The following is a 4,106-nucleotide window of genomic DNA, read 5'->3' as shown; positions in this document are numbered from 1 at the left end:
GTCCAAGTGGCTGGAACCACTGGCCTTTCGGGGCGGGGACGGGCTGGCATGACGAGTGCTAAGGCGTAAACACGGAGCACGTCGAAGCGAGGCTGAAGTGGTTCCCCCCCACCCCTTCAGCACCTTCCGGTGAGCTTCTTGAGAAGACCTGCGGCCCGGTCCCCTTCCTGAGGGTGCCGGGCCGCCTTCTTTTATACGCTCCGTGAGTCGCGCCTGGTTGTTCATCGGCGCGGAGAAGGGGCTCTCCGACATGCGGAACGCACCACACGGTGAGGCACTGGCGCTGCGGCCAGGGCGGGTGGAGGACCACGCGGACTTCGCTCGGCTCTTCGGAGAGCTGGGCGTGGAGGATCCACCGCCGCCGCTGGACGTGTGGGTGGCGGACCTGGTGAAGCGCTCCTTCTTCGTGGACGGGCCGGAGGGGCCGCGTGCGTATGCCCTCGTCGACGTGCTGGGGGACACCGGCTATGTGGTGAACGTGGTGGTGGCGCCGGGTGAGCGGCGACGGGGCCTGGGGCGGTGGATGATGGAGCAGCTCGCGGCGCACTTCCGGGCGAGGGGCTGCCGCGAGTGGATGCTGTACGTGAAGCCCGACAACGCTCCGGCGGTGGCGCTGTACACCTCGGTGGGGATGAAGGCGGGGCGGCTGGAGCGCACATGGCGCCTGTCGCGTGGGCACCTGGCGGCCCTGCCCAATGCCCCCGAGGACCTCGAGGTGGTGCCGGTGGTCGAGGCGGACTTCGCCCGGCTCACGGAGGCCTTCGAGCTGGTGCCCGGGAAGCTGGCCCGCTTCGCCACGCAGCCCACGCACCGGCTGCGGCGCCTGTCACACCCGGAGCGGCCAGACGCGGGACGGCTGGGACTGATGGACCTGCGCCCCTACGCGGGCGTGCTGGCGCCCTTCTTCGCGGCCACGCCGGCGCACGCGCGAGCGCTGCTGGAGGAGGCCTTCCTGGAGCTGGGCAACGTGGATGAGCTGCGGGTGGTGACGGGGGACGAGCCGCTCCAGGCGCTGCTGCGCGGGGCGGGAGCGCGGGTCGTCCTCGAGACGCTGGCGATGCGCGGGCCGCTGCCGGAGTAGCCACCTGCGAAAAACGAAAACGCCCGGGCGGAGCTCGCCCGGGCGTCGGTCCTTCCCCGAGACGGGGCGCTCAGCGGCTGAACAGCGTGCCGGCCTGGGCGATCCACTCGGTGAGGGGGCCGGGGATGATGCCCAGCACCACCACGGCGGCGGTGGAGAGCACCAGGGCCAGCTCCGTCATCCAGTTGCGCTCCAGCACCTGGGCGCCCTCGGGCACGGGCCGCATGTACATGTAGACGACGATGCGCAGGTAGTAATAGGCGCCGGCCGCGCTGGAGAGCACGCCGATGATGGTGAGGCCCACGAGGCCCGCGTCCACGGCGGCCCGGAAGAGGATGAGCTTCGCGAGGAAGCCGATGGTGGGGGGGATGCCGGCGAGCGACAGCATGAAGGCGGCCATGGCGAAGGCCCAACCCGGCCGGCGCTGCGCGAGGCCACTGAAGCGCTCGAGGTCCCAGGCGGTGCCCTTCTCCTCGTCCTCGCGGCGCTCCAGCATGGAGATGATGCCGAAGGCGCCCACCGCGGTGACGGTGTAGGCGAGCAGGTAGTAGAGGATGCCGCGCAGGGCGTCGACGCGGGCCACCAGCTCCGGGCTGGCACCCACCAGGGCGGTGGTGCCGAGCAGGTGGAACTCCTGGCCGGACTGGGTGGAGAAGAGCGCCGCCACGCCCAGCAGCAGGTAGCCGGCGTGGGCGATGGAGGAGTAGGCCAGCATGCGCTTGACGTTGCGCTGCGGGAGGGCCAGCAGGTTGCCCGCCACCATGGTGAGGAGCGCCAGGGTGGAGAAGATGGCGAAGGGCAGCTTGGCGTTGATGCCGCTGCCCACGGTGACGAACACGCGCACCAGGGCGACGAAGGCGGCGGCCTTCACGCCCGCGCTCATCAGCGCGGTGACGGGGGTGGGGGCGCCCTCGTACACGTCCGGCGTCCACATGTGGAAGGGCACCGCGGCCACCTTGAAGGCGAAGCCGGCGGCCACCAGCACCGCGCCCGTGTAGACGAGCGCCGCGTTGTTGCCCATGGCCGCGCGCAGCGGCTGCACCATCTCGGAGAGCAGCGTGGTGCCGGTGGCGCCGTACAGCAGCGCCGAGCCATACAGCAGCACCGCCGACGAGAAGGCGCCGAGGATGAAGTACTTGAAGCCCGCCTCGCTGGGCCGCGTGCCGCGCCGCAGGTACGACGTCAGCGCGTAGGTGGCGATGGACAGCACCTCGATGTTGACGAAGAGGGTGATGAGCTCGTTGGACAGGCCCAGCAGGCTCATGCCCGCGCCCGCGAAGAGCATCAGCGCGTAGAACTCACCGCGCTCGGCACCACGCTTGCGCAGGAAGCCGGCCGAGGAGAGCGTCGCCAGCGCCAGCGCCACGCAGACGATGAAGGACAGGAAGCTGGAGAAGGGATCCAACGCGCCGAAGCCGAGGAACACCTCGCGCGCCGGCTCGGTGAGCAGCGACAGCGACACGATGCCGGCGATGACGGAGGTGATGGACGCGAGCACCGCCTGGTAGCCGCGCGACGAGGTCGGAGTGAGGAACACCTCCGAGAGCAGCAGGACGCAGGCGCCCACCACCAGGATGATGGTGGGGATGAGCGGGAGGAAGTCCGCCGAGGTCAGGGTAGGCAGGTTCATGGTTATGACTCTCGACTAGCGCTGGGCGGTGGGAGCGGCGGCCACGTCCGCGGTGGGCAGACCCATCACGGAGATCTGCACCTCGCCGGGCTGCACCGTGCTGCCGGGGATGCCCAGGTTGGCGCGGGTGATGAACCGCTCGGTGGACGGGTTGATACGGTCCAGGAAGGGCTGCGGCATCAGACCCATGACCCCCACCAGGAGGAGGAAGGGCAGCACGGTGGCGAACTCGCGCAGGCTGAGGTCCGACAGGTGCTGGTTCTCGCGGTGGGTGAGGGGCCCGAAGAACACCTTCTGCACCATCCACAGCATGTAGGCCGCGCCGAGGATGACGCCCAGGACGGCCAGCGAGCCGATGACGACGCCCAGGTTGCTCTTGAAGGTGCCCAGCAGCACGAGGAACTCGCCCACGAAGCCGTTGGTGCCCGGCACCGCGATGGACGAGAAGGTGATGATGATGAAGGCCGTCGTGAACACCGGCATCACCCGCGCGATGCCTCCGTAGTCGGACATGAGGCGGGTGTGGCGCCGCTCATAGATGAAGCCGAACAGGAGGAACAGCGCGCCCGTGGACACGCCGTGGTTGAGCATCTGGTAGGCGCTGCCGGTGGCGCCCTCGTTGGTGAGGGCCAGCATGCCCAGCATGCAGTAGCCGAGGTGGCTCACGGACGAGTAGGCGATGAGCTTCTTGATGTCCCGCTGCGCCAGACACATGAGCGCGCCGTAGACGATGCCGATGACGGCGAGCGCGGCCAGGAAGGGCCGGGCCTGCTGCGTGGCCACCGGGAAGAACGGGATGGCGTAGCGCCAGAAGCCGAAGGTACCCATCTTCAGCATCACGCCGGCCAGGATCATGGAGCCGGCCACGGGCGCCTGCACGTGGGCATCGGGCAACCACGTGTGGACGGGCCACATCGGCACCTTGATGGCGAAGGCCAGGGCGAAGGCGGCGAAGAGCCACGGGCCCCAGCGGTGCAGCATGCTGGCCATGCCCGTGAGCTGCGTGCAGTCACCGGCGCCCATGCACGTGGAGATCTCCCGGTTGGCGGAGATGAGGCTGTTGTAGATGGTGGCGTAGTCGAAGGAGCGGTTACCCGGCGTGCTGCTGATGAAGTACAGGGCGACGATGGCCACCAGCATCAGCAGCGAGCCCGCCAGGGTGTAGAGGAAGAACTTCACCGCCGCCATCTGGCGATCCTCGGCGCCCCACACACCCACCAGCAGGTACATGGGGATGAGCATGGCCTCCCAGAAGATGTAGAAGAGCAGCACGTCCATGGAGACGAGCGCGCCCATCATCACCGTCTGAAGCACCAGCAGCGACAGGTGGAACTCCTTCACCCGCTCGGTGATGTACGTCTGCGAGGCCATCACCACCAGGGGCCCCAGGAAGAC

3 protein-coding genes are annotated in these 4,106 nt (G+C 69.0%); 1 reads left to right on the top strand and 2 read right to left on the bottom strand.

Annotation, left to right across the window (positions count from 1 at the left end; all coding sequences use genetic code 11):
- The first annotated feature begins 250 nt into the window (after positions 1-250).
- Positions 251-1,081, top strand: coding sequence for a GNAT family N-acetyltransferase (locus tag VF794_RS08420; RefSeq protein ID WP_331108668.1), 831 nt, complete (start codon positions 251-253; stop codon positions 1,079-1,081).
- Positions 1,082-1,151: 70 nt separating this feature from the next.
- On the opposite strand, the gene VF794_RS08415 is transcribed toward VF794_RS08420, so the two are convergent.
- On the bottom strand, positions 1,152-2,711 hold the full coding sequence (locus tag VF794_RS08415) for an NADH-quinone oxidoreductase subunit N (RefSeq protein ID WP_331108667.1): 1,560 nt from the start codon (positions 2,709-2,711) through the stop codon (positions 1,152-1,154).
- Positions 2,712-2,726: 15 nt separating this feature from the next.
- On the bottom strand, positions 2,727-4,106 hold a 1,380-nt coding region (locus VF794_RS08410), incomplete at its 5' end, for an NADH-quinone oxidoreductase subunit M (protein WP_331108666.1).

Source organism: Archangium sp. (assembly GCF_036389735.1).
Lineage (GTDB): Bacteria > Myxococcota > Myxococcia > Myxococcales > Myxococcaceae > Archangium.
Note: the sequence above shows the minus strand (reverse complement) of the source record. Positions and strands in the feature narration are given on the sequence as shown.

Bases quoted from the DNA above. Each gene is read 5' to 3' on its own strand.
- VF794_RS08415 (WP_331108667.1), bottom strand. From the start codon at position 2,711: ATGAACCTGCCTACCCTGACCTCGGCGGACTTCCTCCCGCTCATCCCC.
- VF794_RS08420 (WP_331108668.1), top strand. From the start codon at position 251: ATGCGGAACGCACCACACGGTGAGGCACTGGCGCTGCGGCCAGGGCGG.